The 15,906-nt window shown below is 72.2% G+C and carries 13 protein-coding genes; 10 read left to right on the top strand and 3 right to left on the bottom strand.

The window, feature by feature from the left end; genetic code table 11:
- Window positions 1–83: 83 nt before the first annotated feature.
- Entirely contained in the window at window positions 84–1,211 is a 1,128-nt protein-coding gene (locus BKA18_RS23470; RefSeq protein WP_366044306.1) for an FAD-dependent monooxygenase, read from the top strand.
- A gap of 55 nt (window positions 1,212–1,266) precedes the next feature.
- On the opposite strand, the gene BKA18_RS23465 is transcribed toward BKA18_RS23470, so the two are convergent.
- The gene (locus BKA18_RS23465) at window positions 1,267–3,552 is read right to left on the bottom strand and encodes a transglycosylase domain-containing protein (protein WP_366044307.1); all 2,286 of its coding nucleotides are present in this window, start codon (window positions 3,550–3,552) and stop codon (window positions 1,267–1,269) included.
- Between the two features lie 309 nt (window positions 3,553–3,861).
- On the opposite strand from BKA18_RS23465, the gene BKA18_RS23460 reads away from it, so the two are divergent.
- From BKA18_RS23460 to BKA18_RS23430, 7 genes are all read left to right on the top strand, one after another.
- Window positions 3,862–4,833 (top strand): SPFH domain-containing protein, encoded by a 972-nt coding sequence (locus BKA18_RS23460; protein WP_366044309.1) that lies wholly within the window; start codon window positions 3,862–3,864, stop codon window positions 4,831–4,833.
- Between the two features lie 100 nt (window positions 4,834–4,933).
- A complete protein-coding gene (locus BKA18_RS23455) occupies window positions 4,934–5,197 on the top strand; it encodes a type II toxin-antitoxin system antitoxin (protein WP_006603392.1) in 264 nt (87 codons plus the stop codon).
- A 135-nt stretch (window positions 5,198–5,332) separates the two neighbouring features.
- The gene (locus BKA18_RS23450) at window positions 5,333–5,857 is read left to right on the top strand and encodes a PadR family transcriptional regulator (RefSeq protein WP_006603393.1); all 525 of its coding nucleotides are present in this window, start codon (window positions 5,333–5,335) and stop codon (window positions 5,855–5,857) included.
- Window positions 5,854–6,543 carry an ABC transporter ATP-binding protein gene (locus BKA18_RS23445; protein ID WP_366044310.1) on the top strand — a complete coding sequence of 230 codons (690 nt, stop codon included), beginning with the start codon at window positions 5,854–5,856 and terminating at the stop codon, window positions 6,541–6,543. The genes BKA18_RS23450 and BKA18_RS23445 overlap by 4 nt, the downstream gene beginning before the upstream one ends.
- A complete protein-coding gene (locus BKA18_RS23440; RefSeq protein WP_366044311.1) occupies window positions 6,540–8,939 on the top strand; it encodes an FtsX-like permease family protein in 2,400 nt (799 codons plus the stop codon). Before BKA18_RS23445 ends, BKA18_RS23440 begins: the two co-directional genes overlap by 4 nt.
- A gap of 8 nt (window positions 8,940–8,947) precedes the next feature.
- Complete coding sequence (locus BKA18_RS23435; protein WP_366044312.1) at window positions 8,948–11,350, top strand: FtsX-like permease family protein; 2,403 nt, start codon at window positions 8,948–8,950, stop codon at window positions 11,348–11,350.
- A gap of 57 nt (window positions 11,351–11,407) precedes the next feature.
- Entirely contained in the window at window positions 11,408–12,007 is a 600-nt protein-coding gene (locus BKA18_RS23430; RefSeq protein WP_366044313.1) for a dihydrofolate reductase family protein, read from the top strand.
- Window positions 12,008–12,016: 9 nt separating this feature from the next.
- Here BKA18_RS23430 and BKA18_RS23425 read toward each other — a convergent pair whose 3' ends face one another.
- Complete coding sequence (locus BKA18_RS23425; RefSeq protein WP_366044314.1) at window positions 12,017–12,976, bottom strand: hydrogen peroxide-inducible genes activator; 960 nt, start codon at window positions 12,974–12,976, stop codon at window positions 12,017–12,019.
- Between the two features lie 132 nt (window positions 12,977–13,108).
- Here BKA18_RS23425 and BKA18_RS23420 point away from each other — a divergent pair, with 132 nt between their 5' ends.
- Both BKA18_RS23420 and BKA18_RS23415 read left to right on the top strand, forming a co-directional pair.
- Entirely contained in the window at window positions 13,109–13,663 is a 555-nt protein-coding gene (locus tag BKA18_RS23420; protein WP_006603399.1) for a peroxiredoxin, read from the top strand.
- A gap of 32 nt (window positions 13,664–13,695) precedes the next feature.
- A complete protein-coding gene (locus BKA18_RS23415; RefSeq protein WP_366044315.1) occupies window positions 13,696–14,229 on the top strand; it encodes an alkyl hydroperoxide reductase in 534 nt (177 codons plus the stop codon).
- A gap of 82 nt (window positions 14,230–14,311) precedes the next feature.
- On the opposite strand, the gene BKA18_RS23410 is transcribed toward BKA18_RS23415, so the two are convergent.
- Window positions 14,312–15,811 carry an AI-2E family transporter gene (locus BKA18_RS23410; protein WP_366044316.1) on the bottom strand — a complete coding sequence of 500 codons (1,500 nt, stop codon included), beginning with the start codon at window positions 15,809–15,811 and terminating at the stop codon, window positions 14,312–14,314.
- Window positions 15,812–15,906: the final 95 nt, after the last annotated feature.

Below are 15,906 nucleotides of genomic sequence, written 5' to 3'. Positions count from 1 at the left end.
ACGGAAAGCGCTTGGCGATCCTGCGCGTACGGCGTACATTCAGAGCTCCACACCACGCGTGTACACCGTACGAAGGGGCTGTCGTGAAGACCGTACTCATCTCCGGCGCGAGCGTCGCCGGGCTCACCCTCGCCCACTGGCTGCGCCGCCGCGGCTTCGCACCGACCGTCGTCGAGCGGGCCCCCGGTGTGCGCCCCGGCGGCCAGGCGATCGACGTCCGCGGGGTGGCGCTCGACGTCCTCGACCGGATGGACCTGCTGGCCCCGGCCCGGGAGGCGCGCACCCGCCTGCGCGGGATGTCGATGCTCGACGGCGACGGCAACGAACTCTGGCGCAGCACCGAGATGACGCTCAGCGGCGGCCGGCTCGACAGCGGGGACATCGAGCTGTTGCGCGAGGACCTCGCCCAGCTGCTCTACGGGCGGGCCCGCGACGGCGTGGAGTACCTCTTCGACGACTCCGTCACCGCCCTGGTCCAGGAGCCGCACGGCGTCCACGTCGACTTCGAGCGCGGCCGGAGCCGGACGTTCGACCTGGTGGTGGGGGCGGACGGGCTGCGCTCGACGGTGCGGCGGCTGGCCTTCGGAGCCGAGGGCCCGTTCTTCCGTCCGCTGGGCGGGTACGTGGCCGTCTTCAGCACCGAGAACTTCCTGGACCTGGACGACTGGCAGGTCTGGCTGCAGGGCGGCGGCGCCAGCACTTGCGTCTACCCGGTGCGCCACAACACCGAGTTGCGGGTCACCCTCGGCTTCACCTCGGAGCCCTTCGCGCTCGACCACCGCGACACCGAGGCGCAGAAGACGGTGCTCGCCGAGCGGATGTCCGCGCTGGGCGGCGATACCCCGCAGCTGCTGAAGGCGATGTGGCAGGCGTCCGACTTCTACTTCGACGCCATGGCTCAGATACATCTGGACCGCTGGTCCAAGGGCCGGGTGGGGCTCGTCGGCGATGCGGGCTACTGCCCGTCCCCGCTGTCCGGGCAGGGCACCAGCCTGGCCCTGGTGGGCGCCTACGTCCTGGCCGACGAGCTCGGCAGGGCCGCGGGCGACCACCGCACCGCGCTGCGCCGCTACGAGGAGCGGCTGCGCCCGTTCGTCGCGCTCAACCAGGCGCTCGCCACGGAGAATCCGGGCCGAGGGGCCGCCGAGGAGTCGATCGAGCGGGCCAAGAACGCCGTCCGCCTCGACGGCCCCGAAAGGGGCGCCCGGTGATCCGGACGCCCCTTCGCTTCGTTCTGCTTGCCGGCAATGATCCGCCGGACAGCCCCTAGTTGAAGCCGGGCATGCTGTTGACCTTGTTGCCGCCCGGGCCGGCGGTGGTGCCGCCCGCGGTGTCGCCGCCGGTGTCACCGCCCTGCGTCCCGCCGTTCGGCGGGTCCGAACTGGTGCCGCCGGTCGGGGTGGACGGGTCCGAGGGGCGTCCGCTCGGCGGGGTGCTCGGCGGGGTGCTCGGCTTCGACGGGGTGGGCGAGGGCGACTTGCTCGGCTTCTCGCTCGGCGACGGGCTGGTCGACGGGGTGTCGCTCGGCGTCGGCGTGGGCGTCGGGGGCACCCCGGCGCCGAGGGTCGCTTCCAGGTCGAAGTCCGGGCCGGGATTGCCGTTCAGCGCGGCCTCGGTGTAGTCCGCCCACACCTTGGCCGGGTAGCCGCCGCCGTTGACCCGGCCGCCGCCTCCGGTGCCCTTGAGGGACACCTGGGCGCCGCCCTTGGGCGACTCGCCGAACATGCCGACCGCGGTGACCAGCTTGGGCGTGTAGCCCACGAACCAGGCCGACTTGTTGTCGTCGGAGGTACCGGTCTTGCCGGCCGCGCTGTAGGCGGTGTTCTTCACGGCCTGGGAGGCGGTGCCGTCGTTGACCACGCCCGTCAGCACGGAGGTGAGGGTGTCGGCGGTCTTCCGCGAGAGGACCTGGTCGCCGACCGGGTCCTTGAGCGGGAGCTTGACCTCGGCACCGTTGACGCTGTGCGTGGCCTCGGTGACCAGCGTCGGGGTGACCTTCTTGCCGTGGTTGTCGAGAGTGGCGTAGACACCGGCCATCTGGAGCGGGCTGGCGCCCATGGTGCCCAGCGTCATGGCCGGCTTGACGTCCATCCGGGAGCCGTCCATGCCCAGGCTGACCGCGGTCTGCTTGACCTTGTCCAGGCCGACGTCGGCGCCCATCTGCGCGAAGACGGCGTTGACGGAGTTGTTGGTCGCCGTCTGGACGGTGATGTCGCCGTACTGCGCCTCGTCCTCGTTGGGCGGGGCGAAGGGGATGTCGCCGCCGACGACCGGACGGCGGTTGTGGCCGTCGTAGACCGTGTTGGGGGTGATCGGCACGTGGTTCTGGGTGGTCGCGTTGTTCTCCATCGCGGAGGCGAGGATCAACGGCTTGAACGTCGACGCCGGCTGGTAGTCGGCGCGCGTGGCGTTGTTGGTGTAGTGCTTCGGGTAGCCCGCGCCGCCGTACATCGCCACGATGTGGCCGGACTTGGGGTCGACCGAGGTGGCGCCGAGCTGGGCGTCCGCGTCGACCTTGCGGGTCTTGGGGTCGAGGTCGTCGGTGAGCTTGCGCTGGACGGCCTTCTCCAGGTCCTTCTGCTTCTTGCGGTCGATGCCGAGGGTGACCGTCCAGCCGCCGGCCTCGAACTGCTTCTCGTCCACGCCCTGGGCGAAGAGTTCCTTCTTGGCCTCGGTCACGAGGTAGCTGGACTGACCCGTCAGACCCGGCAGCGGCTTGGGGTCCTTGGGTATCTCGAACTTCTGCTTGGCGCGTTCCTGCGGCGAGAGCCAGTGCATCTCGACCATGTTGTTGAGGGTGTACGCCCAGCGCTCCTGGACCCGCTTCTTGCCGGCCGGGCTCGCCAGGGTCCAGTCGTACTGGTTCGGCGCCTGGAGCAGCGAGGCGAGGTAGGCGCCCTCCGAGACGGTGAGCTTCTCGACGTCCTTGCGGAAGTACGCCTGGGCGGCGGCCTGGATGCCGTAGGCGCCGCGGCCGTAGTAGCTGGTGTTGATGTAGCCGGCGAGGATCTTGTCCTTGCCCAGCTTGTTGTCGACCTTGAGCGAGATGACGATCTCCTGGAGCTTGCGGCTGACCGTCTGCTCCTGGCTCAGGTAGTAGTTCTTGACGTACTGCTGGGTGATCGTCGAGCCACCCTGCTTGCCCTGCCCCCGCAGCGTGTTGAAGATGCCGCGCAGGGTGCCCTTCAGGTCGACGCCGGAGTCCTGGTAGAACGTCTTGTTCTCGGCGGCGACGAAGCTGCGCTGGACGTCCTTGGGTATCCGGTTGAGCGCGACGTTCTCACGGTTGAGGCGGCCGACGCGGGCCAGCACCTTGCCGTCGGAGTACTTGTAGACGTTGCTCTGGAGCTTGGCGTCCGCATTGCCGTCGGTCGGCACGTCCACGTACAGGTACAGCCCGACGAAGCCGAGGATGCCCAGCAGGCACACCCCGAGAAACGCTCCGAGGATCTTCTTCCAGGTGAAGAGGCGGCGTATGCCGGACTTCTTCTCCGTACGTTTGGCCCGGCGGGCGCTCCCCTGTCGCGCCCGTCTCGCTTCCGCTCGGCCCATCGCTTCAGCAACTCCAGTCGTTCCGCCCCCAGCTAATTCAGCTGTTGAAGCTAACACCGCATCTCTCAACAAATACTCATCGATCTAGGCTTTTCCAGACGTGACAAACAGCACCCGGAAGGACGGAACCTCGGGGTGGGTGTTCTGCGTCGTCGCTCTCTCACCTGGGGTCTTGCCCTCGGACCGGCCCCGTACGACCCCTGGACGCCGCGGCGCACTGCGCGCTAAAGTGCTATCACTTTGCTAGAACGGCGACATCGCCTATTGCGGCAGACATCACGTACCGCACCTGGAGAAACGGGGATCCTCATGTCCGATCACACCGCGGCCGGCCAGACCGCCGGCCCCGACGGCGAGCTCGCCGTCGACGCTCCCGAGATGCCCCGCCCGCAGGTCCGCGAGGTCGCGGCGCACAGCATCCCGGGCGGGGTCGCCCTGCTGCTGACCGTGCTCGGGGTCGCGCTGGGCATCGCCGTGATCTCCGTCGGCGGGATACTCGGCTCCGGCGGCAACGACAGCGCCGCCGCGCCGACGGTCATCGCCGGTGTCCTGCTGCTGCTCGGCTCGCTCTTCTGCATGACCGGCGTGAAGATGGTCGCCCCCGGCGAGGCCCGGGTCATCCAGCTCTTCGGGCGGTACGCCGGCACCATCCGCACCGACGGACTGCGCTGGGTCAACCCGCTGACCACCGCCCGGCGGATCTCCACCCGGGTGCGCAACCACGAGACCGCGGTCCTGAAGGTCAACGACGCCTACGGCAACCCGATCGAGCTGGCGTCGATCGTCGTCTGGCACGTCGAGGACACCGCCCAGGCGCTCTTCGAGGTCGACGACTTCCTGGAGTTCGTCGCCACCCAGGCCGAGGCGGCCGTGCGGCACATCGCGATCGAGTACCCCTATGACGCGCACGACGAGGACGCCCTGTCGCTGCGCGGCAACGCCGAGGAGATCACCGAGAAGCTCGCCCTCGAACTGACCGCCCGGGTCCAGGCCGCCGGCGTACGGATCATCGAGGCCCGCTTCAGCCACCTCGCCTACGCCCCCGAGATCGCCTCCGCGATGCTCCAGCGGCAGCAGGCCGGCGCGGTGGTCGCGGCCCGCCAGCAGATCGTCGAGGGTGCGGTGGGCATGGTCGAGCAGGCGCTGGACCGGATCAGCCAGCAGGGCATCGTCGAGCTGGACGAGGAGCGGAAGGCGGCCATGGTGAGCAATCTGATGGTGGTGCTGTGCGGTGACCGGGCCGCCCAGCCGGTCCTGAACACGGGCTCCCTGTACCAGTGAGCCGGCTCGGCATGGTGCTCCCCTCGGCCGAAGGCTGGGGGAGCACCATGGAGAGGTGCCCGCCGAGCGGATGCGAGGCCGAGCGAAACGAGGCTGGTGCATGACCACCCCCACCCCCGAGGAGTCCGGCGCCGGGAGCCGGCCGGCTCCCCCGCGACGGCCCCAGCAGCGCAAGCAGGTGCTGCTGCGGCTGGACCCGCTGATCCATGACGCGCTGACGCGGTGGGCCGGCGACGAACTGCGCAGCGCCAATGCGCAGATCGAGTTCCTGCTGCGCAAGGCGCTGTCGGACGCGGGGCGGCTGCCCCGGGGGGCGGGGGCGATCCCGCGGCGGGGGCGTCCGCCCAAGGAGCCGGGGGACTGAGCGCCGCCGGTCCGCCGGTGACGACGCCGGAGCGGCCGCGCGAGCCCGGCGGCCGCTGTCGGCGCCGCGGGCCCGGCCGACCCCTATACAACGCACGTATACACCAGCGATACACCGCCGAGTAAGGTGGTCCGCATGTCAATTGGTCATACGCTGCTGGGTCTCCTGGAGTCCGGCCCCCGCCATGGCTACGACCTCAAGCGGGCCTTCGACGCGCACTTCGGCCAGGACCGCCCGCTCCACTACGGGCAGGTCTACTCCACGATGTCGCGACTGCTGAAGAACGGCCTGGTCGAGGTGGACGCGGTGGAGGCCGGCGCGGGCCCGGAGCGCAAGCGGTATGCGATCACGGACGCCGGGATCACCGATGTCGCCCAGTGGCTGGCCCGCCCGGAGAAGCCCGAGCCCTACCTCCAGTCGACGCTCTACACCAAGGTCGTCCTGGCGCTGATGACCGGGCGCGACGCCGGCGAACTCCTGGACTCCCAGCGCGCCGAGCATCTGCGGCTGATGCGCGGACTGACCGAGCGCAAGCGCACCGGCGACCTCGCCGACCAGCTGATCTGCGACCATGCGCTGTTCCACCTCGAAGCCGATCTGCGCTGGCTGGAGCTGACCGCCGCCCGGCTGGACAAACTCGCCGAGGCGGTCCGCGCATGACGCCGGAGGGATCCCTGCTCGCGGCGGAAGGACTGTGCAAGACCTACGGGGCGACGCCGGCGCTGGACGGCGTGGAGTTCTCCGTCCACCCCGGTGAGGTCGTCGCCGTCATGGGCCCCTCCGGCTCCGGCAAATCGACCCTGCTGCACTGTCTCGCCGGGATCATCCGCCCGGACGCCGGCACCGTCCGCTACGGCCCGCACGAGCTGACCGCGCTCAGCGACGCCCGGCGCAGCGCCCTGCGCCGCAGCGACTTCGGCTTCGTCTTCCAATTCGGCCAGCTGGTACCGGAGTTGACCGGCCTGGAGAACGTCGCGCTGCCGCTGCGGCTGAACGGCACCCGGCGCAAGGAGGCCGAGCGGCAGGCCCGCGAGTGGCTGGAGCGGCTGGAGGTGGACGGGGCGGCGGGCCAGCGGCCCGGTGAGATATCCGGCGGCCAGGGCCAGCGGATCGCGGTCGCCCGCGCGCTCGTCACCGGCCCGCGGGTCATCTTCGCGGACGAGCCCACCGGCGCCCTGGACTCGCTCAACGGCGAACGCGTCCTCGGCCTGCTGACCGGCGCCGCCCGGGACACCAACGCCGCGGTCGTCCTGGTCACCCACGAGGCCCGGGTCGCCGCCTACTCCGACCGGGAGATCGTGGTCCGCGACGGCAAAGTGAAGGACATACTGGCGGGCTTGCGATGAGCCTGCTGCGCCCGCACGCCCCCGCAGCCGGCGGGCGCGCCGGCGCCCGTGGCGCCACCGCGCCCGCCGCCCCCGCCGCCTGGGCGCGCGACCTCGCGATGGGGATGCGGTTCGCAGCCGGCAGCGGCCGCGAGGGCTGGATCCGTACGGCGCTGACGGCCGCCGGTGTCGCCCTGGGCGTGGCCGTCCTGCTGCTCGGCGCGTCCGTGCCGGGCGTGCTGGACTCCCTGCACGGCCGGGAGAAGGCCCGCGAGAACCTGGGCCAGGCCCACCCGCCGCGCGCCGCCGACGACACCCTGCGCTACGCCTCGTCGGACACCGTCTTCCACGGCACCCCGATCCGCGGCCGGCTGGTGCGCCCGGACGGCGCGCATCCGCCCGTACCGCCCGGCATCGACCGGCTCCCCGGCCCCGGCCGGATGCTGGTCTCCCCGGCGCTCAAGAAGCTGCTGGACTCCCCCGAGGGCAGCCTGCTGCGCCGCCGGCTGGACTACCGGGTGGCCGGCACCATCGGCGACGCCGGCCTGCTCGGCCCCGCCGAACTCACCTACGTCGCCCGCCCCGTCACCCTCGCCGCGGCCGACGGCTACCGCATCGACCACTTCGGCAAGGAGTGGCACCCGGCGCCGCTGCGGGCGCCCGTCGTGCTCCTGGTGATCATGGTGTGTGTGGCGCTGCTGACGCCGGTGATGGTCTTCATCGGCACCTCCATACGGTTCGGCAACGAGCGCCGGGAGCGCCGGCTGGCCGCGCTCCGGCTGGTGGGCGCCGATGTCCGCACCACCCGCCGGATCGCCTCCGGTGAGGCGCTGTTCGGTGCGCTGCTGGGGCTGGTGGCAGGCGGGGCGCTGTTCCTCGCCGGGCGGCAGCTCGCCCAGGTGGTCATGCTGTGGGACGTCAATGTCTTCCCGTCGGAGGTGGCGCCCGGTCCGCTCGCCGCGGCGCTGATCGCCGTGCTGGTGCCGGCGGCGGCGGTCCTGGTCACGCTGCTCGCCCAGCGCGGCGTCACCGTCGAGCCGCTGGGCGTGGTCCGCCACCGCCCGCCGGTGCGCCGCCGGCTGTGGTGGCGGGTGGCGCTGCCCGCCGTGGGCACCCTGCTGCTGGTGCCGCTGGCCCGGGAACGGCCGTGGACCGACACCCCGCTCCACACCATCCGGCTCGCGACCGGGGCGATGCTGCTGCTGTTGGGGGTCACCGCGCTGCTTCCCTGGCTGGTGCAGGCGGTGGTCGGCCGGCTGCACCGCGGCCCGGTGTCCTGGCAACTCGCCGTTCGCCGCCTGCAGTTGAGCAGCGGCTCGGCCACCCGCGCGGTCAGCGGGATCACCGTCGCGGTGGCCGGCGCCATCGCGATCCACGTGCTGATGACCGGGATGCAGGCCGGCTACGCCCGGGCGTACGCGGAGTCCGGCAAGGAGCCGCGGATCAGTCTGTGGGGCAACGCCGCGGGCTGGCCGCAGACCCAGCGGGCGCTCACCGCGCTGCGCGCCACCCCCGGGGTGACCGCGGCCCGCGGCACGGTCGACGCCCTGGTCGGCCCGCTGCCCCACCCTCCCGGGCGCCCCGAGGACGCCGCCCGCACCACGGTCACCGTCGGCAGCTGCGCCGAACTGCGCACCCTGGCCCGGCTGGGCTCCTGCCACGACGGCTCCGTGTTCGTCACCACCACCGGCCGCGAGGGCGCCGTCGCCCCCGGTGCGACCCTCGACCTGAACCCGCCGCGGGACGCGTACGAGACGGTGCGGCCGCACCCCTGGACGGTCCCCCGCACCGCCCGTACGGTCCCGCTGCTCGCGCACCGGCCCCACCCCGACCGCGTCGTCTACGACCTGCTGGCCACCCCGTCCGCACTCGACATCGGCAAGCTCAACGGCCCCACCACGGAGCTCAAGGTCGACTTCGACCGGGGCACCCCGGACGCGGTGGAGCACGTCCGCAACACCGCCGCCCGCATCGACCCGACGATGAACGAGGTCTCCGCGGTCGACAATCCGCATGACGCGCAGTACGCCAGCATCCTCGACGGGCTGTTCGCGGGCGCCGTCGTGACGCTGCTGCTGATCGGCTCGGGCCTGATCATCTCCACCGTCGAGCAGCTCCACGAGCGCCGCCGGCTGCTGTCCACCCTCGATGCCCACGGCATCCGCCGGGCCACTCTGGGCTGGTCGGTGCTGTGGCAGACCGCCGTCCCGGTCGTGCTCGGGCTGGGCCTGGCGCTGGGCTGCGGGCTGGCGCTGGGTGCGCTGGTGCTGACGATGATCGACAGCGCGGTGACGGTGGACTGGCCGGTGGTGGCCCAGATCACCGGCATCGGCGGCGCGGTGATTCTCTTCGTGACGGTGCTGAGCCTGCCGGCGCTGTGGCGCCTGATGCGGCCCGACGGGCTGCGGACGGAGTGAGCCCCGCGATGTCCGGCCGTTCCCGTCCGGCGCCCGACCGGGGCCGGGCGGCCCGCCGTTGGTGTGCCGACCTCGCCATGGGTGCCCGGTTCGCCGTCACCGGCGGGCGCGAGGGCTGGATCCGTACGACCCTGACCGCGCTCGGCGTCGGCCTGGGGGTCGCCGTCCTGCTGCTGGCGGCCTCCGTCCCGCATCTGCTGAACGGCGCGCAGGAGCGGCACCGGGCGCGGGCCCCCGTCCCCGCCGCGCAAGGGGCCGGCCCCTCGGACCGGTCGCTGCTGACCGCCGCGGCCGACACCGCCTACCGCGACCTGCCGGTGCAGGGCCGGATCGTCACGGCCGAAGGGCCGCATGCGCCCGTCCCGCCGGGTCTGTCGCGGCTGCCGGGCCCCGGCGAACTGGCCGTCTCCCCCGCCCTCGGGGACCTGCTCCGTTCGCCCGCCGGCGCCCTGCTCAAGGACCGCTTCCCAAATCTGCGCATCACGGCCACGATCCGCGACGAGGGCCTCACCCACCCCGGCGAACTCGCCTTCTACCAGGGCAGCGACGCCCTGCGGCGGCCCGGCTTCGGGGTCGAGCGGATCACCGCGTTCGGCAACCACGGGGAGCCGTTCCGGGCCGGTGCGCCGACGGTGCTGCTCCTCGCGGTGAGCTGTGTCGCGCTGCTCGTCCCCGTCGCCGTGTTCCTCGCGACCGCGGTGCGGTTCGGCGGGGAGCGGCGCGACCGGCGGCTCGCCGCGCTGCGGCTGGTGGGCGCCGACCGGGCCACGACCCGGCGGATCGCCGCGGGCGAGGCGCTGGCCGGCGCGCTGTTCGGGCTGCTCACCGGCGCCGCCCTCTTCCTGGCCGGCCGGGTCCCGCTCGCCGGGATCTCCCTCTTCGGCCTCGGCGTCTTCCCCTCCGACGTGGTCCCCGACGCACGGGCGGCCGCCCTCGTGGCACCGGCCGTGCTGCTGTGCGCGGTCGGCACCACGCTGGTCACCATGCGGCGGGTCACGGTGGAGCCGCTGGGCGTCACCCGCACCGCCCGCCCGCCGCGCCGCCGACTGTGGTGGCGGCTGCTGCTGCCGGCCGCCGGGGTGGCGCTGCTGCTGCCGCAGGCGCTCAACGGGCCGGGCTCCGGCGATGCCGCGAGCGTCCAGTTGATCCTCGGCACCGCGCTGTTGCTGCTGGGCGTGGCGGCCGTGCTGCCCTGGCTGCTGGACGCCGTGGTGGCCCGGCTGGACGGCACGGGCGGCGGCAGCCAGTCGTGGCATCTTGCCCTGCGGCGGCTCCAGTCGAGCAGCACCGCGGCCGCCCGCTCGGTCAGCGGGATCACCGTGGCGGTGGCCGGTGCGATCGCCGTGCAGATGCTGCTGACCGGCTCCCTGAGCCTCCCCGAAGCGCAGCAGACCCGCACCGCCGCGTGGACCGAGGTGGACTCCTACGACGGCGCGGTGCCCACCGCCCGTGCCGGCCGGATGTCCTCCCTACTGCGCGCCGCCCCGGGCGTCCGTACGGCGCACGCGCTGGTCGCCAGCCATGCCGGCCCCGCCCGCCGCCAACCGGACCAGAACACCGCGGGCTCCGGCGACGACGCGGACCCCGAGCCGTATCCGGTGACCGTCGCCGACTGCGCCACCCTGCGCCAACTGGCCCCGGTCGGCGCCTGTTCCGCCGGCGACGTCTTTCTCGTCGCGGGCCCGGACGACGCCGTCCCCCGCCGCGGCGAACGGCTGGTGCTCGACCCGGTCGGCAGCCGCAGCGACCACCGGGTGCCCGCCCGCTGGACCGTCCCGCGCAGCGCCCACCGCACCACGGCCGGGCCCGAGCGCCCCGTGCCCGGCCGCACCGGCCGCGGTCTGCTCGCCACCCCCGAGGCGCTGCCCCCCGCGCTGCTGCCGCACGCCGACCTCACCTGCCTGCTGCGGCTCGATCCGCACACCCCCGACGCGATCGAGTACGTCCGCAACGCGGCCGCCCGGCTCTCCCCGCGGACCGTCGTGTACCGCTCCGGCCAGGCCGGCCCCGACGAAGCCGCCGCGCTGGTCAGCCGTGGCCTGACCGGCTGCGCCACCGCCGTGCTGCTGCTGATCGGCTGCGGGCTGCTGCTCACCGCCCTGGAGCAACTCCGCGAACGCGCCCGCCTGTTGTCCGCCCTGGACGCCCTCGGCACCCCGCGCGCCCTGCTGGGCCGTTCGGTGCTGTGGCAGACGGCCGTCCCGGTGGTCATGGGCCTGACCCTGGCGGTCGGCTGGGGGCTGGCGCTCGGCGCGCTGCTGGTCCGCCTGGCCAACCGCCCGCTGCGGCCCGACTGGTGGAGCATCCTCGCCCTCACCGGCACCGCGGCCGCCGTCATCCTGGGCGTCACCGCGCTCTGTCTGCCGTTGCTGTGGCGCCTGATGCGCCCGGATGGGCTGCGTACGGAGTGAAACTGCGAGATCATTTCGCCACCGCAGTGCCAACCAACTGCCCCAGGGGGACTCTTCATGCGCAGGCTCGTCTACTGCATCGCGTCCACGCTCGACGGCTTCATCGCCGGGCCCGACGGTGCGGACCCCACCGGCCCGGACGGCTTCTGGCAGGTCCCCGAGGACTACCTGGGACACCTGGCCGCCGAACTCCCGGAGATCCTGCCCGTCCACGCCCGGTCGGCGCTCGGCATCACCGCGGACAACATCCGCTTCGACACCGTCCTGGAGGGCCGGCGCACCTATGAGATCGGCCTCAAGGCCGGCCTCACCGACGCCTACCCCCATCTGCGGCACCTCGTCTTCTCCCGGACCATGACGCAGAGCCCCGACCCGGCGGTGGAGCTGGTGGCCGACGACCCGGTGGCGACGGTCCGCGCACTCAAGGCAGCGCCCGGCAAGGACATCTGGCTGCTGGGCGGCAGCGAACTCGCCGGTGCGCTCTACCCGGAGATCGACCAGCTGCTCCTCAAGCTGAGCCCGCTCACCCTGGGCCGCGGCATCCCGCTCTTCTCCCCCGGCACCGCCTTCGACCCGCGGACCTGGGAACTGACCGAGCACACCCTCCTGCAGAGCGGCGCGGCCTTCCTGACGTACACCCGTCCCGCGGCGGCGTGAGGAGCTAGCTCAGCCCGTGGCTATCCGCACCGGCAGGCCGCGCAGCGCGCCCCGCAGCGCCCGGGCGAACTCCTCGAACTCCTCCTGGCGTGCCGCGCCGGTCCGCATGGCCAGCGCGATGGTCCGCGACGGCGCCGGATCCGCGAAGTACCCGGTGGTGAGCTGGTCGTTGCGGCCGGTCTCGACCCGGAGCGCGGTGCGCGGCAGCAGCGTCACCCCGAGGCCGCCGGCCACCAGCTGCACCAGGGTGGACAGGCCCGCCGCACTGGTCGTCACGGGGGTGTTCTCGTCCCGTCCGGCCTCCCGGCAGATGTCCAGGGCCTGATCGCGCAGACAGTGGCCCTCGTCGAGCAGCAGCAGATCCAGCTCCTTCAGGGCCTGGCGCGGTATGTCGCCGCGGCCGCCGAGCCAGTGCTCCTTGGGGGCCACCAGGACGAAGTCCTCGTCGAACAGCGGGAGTTCGGTGACCTGGGGCACCCCGAGGGGCACGGCGAGCAGCAGCAGGTCGAGCCGGCCCTGGGCCAGGCCCTCCAGGAGGGAGGCGGTCTGCTCCTCGTGCACCTGGAGGTCCAGCGCGGGATAGGTGTCATGGACCAGCCGCAGCACGGCCGGCAGCAGATACGGTGCGACGGTCGGGATGACGCCGAGCCGCAGCACCCCCGTGAACGGCGCGCGGGCCGCCTCCGCCTCCTCCAGCAGATCCCCGACGGCCTCCAGGACCGTACGGGCCCGCGCGGCCACCCGCTCCCCCGCGGGCGACAACAGCACCTTGCGCGTCGTACGCTCCAGCAGCTGCACGCCGAGGGTCTCCTCCAGCGCGGAGACCGCCCCGGACAGCGCGGGCTGGCTCATCCCGATCTCGGCCGCCGCCTCGCGGAAATGCAGATGCTCGGCCACCGCCGCGAACGCCCGCAGCTGGGCCAGGCTGGGCTGGCGGGGCCGGCCGCCCTGACTCGCCGGTGACGCCACTGATAACCACCTCCGATCAACATCTACCAGTCTAGCTATTTCACTGATCAATGCCTCCTGTGGCACTGTGAGACCCGTCCAAGCCTCAAGGAAAGACCTCAAAAGGGACTTTCTGCGCAACAAGGAGAGTACGTGCTCACTGTCGGTGACAAGTTCCCCGAGTTCGACCTGACCGCCTGCGTCTCGCTGGAGAAGGGCCAGGAGTTCGAGCAGATCAACCACAAGACCTACGAGGGCAAGTGGAAGATCGTCTTCGCGTGGCCCAAGGACTTCACCTTCGTGTGCCCCACCGAGATCGCCGCCTTCGGCAAGCTGAACGACGAGTTCGCCGACCGTGACGCCCAGGTCCTCGGCTTCTCCGGCGACTCCGAGTTCGTGCACCACGCCTGGCGCAAGGACCACCCGGACCTGACCGACCTGCCCTTCCCGATGCTCGCCGACTCCAAGCACGAGCTCATGCGCGACCTGGGCATCGAGGGCGAGGACGGCTTCGCGCAGCGCGCCGTCTTCATCGTCGACCAGAACAACGAGATCCAGTTCACCATGGTGACCGCCGGCTCCGTCGGCCGTAACCCCAAGGAGGTCCTGCGGGTCCTCGACGCCCTGCAGACCGACGAGCTGTGCCCCTGCAACTGGAGCAAGGGCGAGGACACCCTCGACCCGGTCGCGCTGCTCTCGGGCGAGTGACTCTCCGCTAGCGAACTGGAGGCTGATCTGACATGGCTCTCGACGAACTGAAGTCCGCCGTACCGGACTTTGCCAAGGACCTCAAGCTGAACCTCGGTTCGGTCATCGGCAACAGCGACCTGCCGCAGCAGCAGCTGTGGGGCACCGTCCTGGCCTGCGCGATCGCCTCGCGCTCGCCGAAGGTGCTGCGCGAGCTGGAGCCGGAGGCCAAGGCCAACCTCTCCGCCGAGGCGTACTCCGCCGCCAAGTCGGCGGCCGCCGTCATGGCGATGAACAACGTCTTCTACCGGACCCGGCACCTGCTGTCGGACCCGGAGTACGGCAACCTGCGGGCCGGTCTGCGGATGAACGTCATCGGCAACCCGGGCGTGGACAAGGTCGACTTCGAGCTGTGGTCGCTGGCCGTCTCGGCCATCAACGGCTGCGGTATGTGCCTGGACTCGCACGAGCAGGTGCTGCGCAAGGCCGGTGTGGACCGCGAGACGATCCAGGAGGCCGTGAAGATCGCGTCCGTCCTGCAGGCCGTCGGCGCCACCCTGGACGCCGAGGCCGCGCTCGCCGAGTAATCCCGGTACGCGCGACACACGCAGCGCAGAACCCCGCAGACCTGAGGTCTGCGGGGTTCTGTGTTTCGGTGCGCGCGGCGGGCTACTCCCGCCCCTCCGGGGACGGTTGCGGCGCCGGGGGCGGGGTCGGTGCGACGGCGAGCGCGGTGGCACCGCGCGGGGCCACCGACATCCGCAGCGCCTGCTCCCTGGAGAAGGAACGGAGGTAGCCGACCACCGTGTTGGTGACCGCCACCAGCGGGACCGCGACGACCGCACCGCCGATGCCCGCGATCAGCCCGCCCGCGGCGACCGAGAGGATCACCGCGAGCGGATGCACCCGCACCGCCCGGCCCAGGATGAACGGCTGGAGGACATGGCCCTCGATCTGCTGCACGGCCAGCACGACCGCCAGCACCATCAGCGCCGTGAACACCCCGTTGGCCACCAGCGCGATCACACACGCCAGCGCCCCCGAGACCACCGCACCGACCAGCGGGATGAACGCGAACAGGAAGATGAAGACGGCGAGCGGAACGGCCAGCGGCACATTGAGGAAATAGAGCCCGATGCCGATGAAAATGGCGTCGATCAGGGCGACGACGACCGTGCCGCGCACATAGGCGGTCAGCGTCCGCCAGGCCCGCGGCCCGGCACCCGCCACGCCCTCCCGGGCCGCGCTGGGGACCAGCTTGAGCAGCCAGTTCCAGATCCGGCGGCCGTCGTAGAGCAGGAAGAGCGTGGTGAACATCGCCAACAGGATGCCGGTGAAGACCTCCAGGACGACGGTGACGCCCTCCAGACCGACCGAGGTGATCGCCTCGGTGTTGGCGCCGATCGCGTCCTGGAGGTTCTTGGCGATATGGGTGATCTGAGACTCGGTCACATGGAACGGGCTCTTCAGCAGCCAGCCCTTGAGCTCGGTGATGCCCTCCTGGATGCGGCTGGAGACCGAGTCGATGTTGTCCTGGACCTGCCAGACCACGAACCATCCGACCAGGCCCATGACGACGAACCCGCCGATGAAGGTCAGCGTGGTGGCCGGCCCGCGCGGCAGCCCGCGCTGGCGCAGCCACGCCACCGTGGGCTGCAGCAGTGCGGTGATCAGCGTCGCCGCGATGAAGGCCAGCACGACCAGTTCGATGGTGGTGATGACGCGGGCGAGCACCCAGAGCGTGGCGGCCAGCACCAGCAGCCGCCAGCCCGCCTCGGCGGCGACCCGTACGCCCCACGGCACCGCGTCGACCGGATCGGGGCGCGCCGCGACGGCCGGGGCGTAGGAGGGCGGCGGGGGAACGGTATCCGGTGGCGCCGGCTGGGCGGCGGACGGCGCGAGCTCGGCCGCGGGGTGCGGCACCCCGTCCGTCGCTTCCGGCAGCTGGGTACGGGGAACGGTGAGCGTGCCCAGCGCACCCTCGCACACCGGACCGCCGTCTGCCGGACCGCCGGCCGCGGGGGCGTCCGCGTGCCCGGCACGCCTCAGCTCTTCCGGGGCATCGGCTTCCGCCGCGGCTTCGGCCAGCCGGCGCTGCTGCTCCAGCCGCTCCGAGAGCCGCGTCAGACCGGCGCCGAGGCCACCGACCCACTGAGGCAATTTGGACATGTGCCTTCCTCTTCCCCTCCCGCACGCCACAACCTGACGGGCACGACGTTACCTGCGCCGGACGCACGAAACCCCCGACGCTGCCGCGTTCGGGG

The organism is Streptomyces auratus (assembly GCF_050433025.1).
Classification (GTDB): Bacteria; Actinomycetota; Actinomycetes; order Streptomycetales; family Streptomycetaceae; genus Streptomyces; species Streptomyces sioyaensis.
The sequence above is the reverse complement of the archived record's forward strand: the minus strand, read 5'-3'. Positions and strand labels throughout refer to the sequence as shown.

Coding starts and splice junctions, on each gene's coding strand:
- BKA18_RS23465 (WP_366044307.1), bottom strand. CDS start 3,552: ATGGGCCGAGCGGAAGCGAGACGGGCGCGACAGGGGAGCGCCCGCCGG.
- BKA18_RS23460 (WP_366044309.1), top strand. CDS start 3,862: ATGTCCGATCACACCGCGGCCGGCCAGACCGCCGGCCCCGACGGCGAG.
- BKA18_RS23455 (WP_006603392.1), top strand. CDS start 4,934: ATGACCACCCCCACCCCCGAGGAGTCCGGCGCCGGGAGCCGGCCGGCT.
- BKA18_RS23450 (WP_006603393.1), top strand. CDS start 5,333: ATGTCAATTGGTCATACGCTGCTGGGTCTCCTGGAGTCCGGCCCCCGC.
- BKA18_RS23445 (WP_366044310.1), top strand. CDS start 5,854: ATGACGCCGGAGGGATCCCTGCTCGCGGCGGAAGGACTGTGCAAGACC.
- BKA18_RS23440 (WP_366044311.1), top strand. CDS start 6,540: ATGAGCCTGCTGCGCCCGCACGCCCCCGCAGCCGGCGGGCGCGCCGGC.
- BKA18_RS23435 (WP_366044312.1), top strand. CDS start 8,948: ATGTCCGGCCGTTCCCGTCCGGCGCCCGACCGGGGCCGGGCGGCCCGC.
- BKA18_RS23430 (WP_366044313.1), top strand. CDS start 11,408: ATGCGCAGGCTCGTCTACTGCATCGCGTCCACGCTCGACGGCTTCATC.
- BKA18_RS23415 (WP_366044315.1), top strand. CDS start 13,696: ATGGCTCTCGACGAACTGAAGTCCGCCGTACCGGACTTTGCCAAGGAC.
- BKA18_RS23410 (WP_366044316.1), bottom strand. CDS start 15,811: ATGTCCAAATTGCCTCAGTGGGTCGGTGGCCTCGGCGCCGGTCTGACG.